General features: G+C 43.1%; 1 pseudogene. It reads left to right on the top strand.

Going from position 1 to position 434, the window contains the following annotated elements:
- A pseudogene (gene fadH / locus GBI16_RS18575) lies at window positions 1-434 on the top strand (NADPH-dependent 2,4-dienoyl-CoA reductase); the annotation flags it as partial.

Raw genomic sequence — 434 nt, 5'->3', positions numbered from 1 at the left:
AACTTGCAGCTTATTTTGGTGAGCGCGCAAAAGGGGGCGTAGGTCTTATTATCACTGGTGGTATTTCTCCAAACCGTCAAGGTTGGTTATTGCCAGCGGGTGGTACGATGAATAGTTTGGTGGATATTCCTCATCACCGTCTTGTTACTCACGCTGTGCATAAGCATGGTTCAAAAATTCTTATGCAGATTTTGCATTCTGGTCGTTATGGATATCATCCATTTTCAGTTTCTTCTTCGCCAATTCAAGCACCAATTAACCCATTTAAACCACGACAAATGTCAGATTCACAAATTCTGGCTACAATTGATGACTATGCACGCTGTGCAAGCCTAGCTAAAAAAGCAGGGTATGACGGTGTTGAAATCATGGGTTCAGAGGGATATTTAATCAATCAATTCCTTAGCAGCCACGTGAACAAGCGCACCGATCGC

Source organism: Acinetobacter sp. TUM15064, from assembly GCF_008980265.1.
Classification (GTDB): domain Bacteria; phylum Pseudomonadota; class Gammaproteobacteria; order Pseudomonadales; family Moraxellaceae; genus Acinetobacter.
This window is presented reverse-complemented; position numbering and strand designations above follow the sequence as displayed.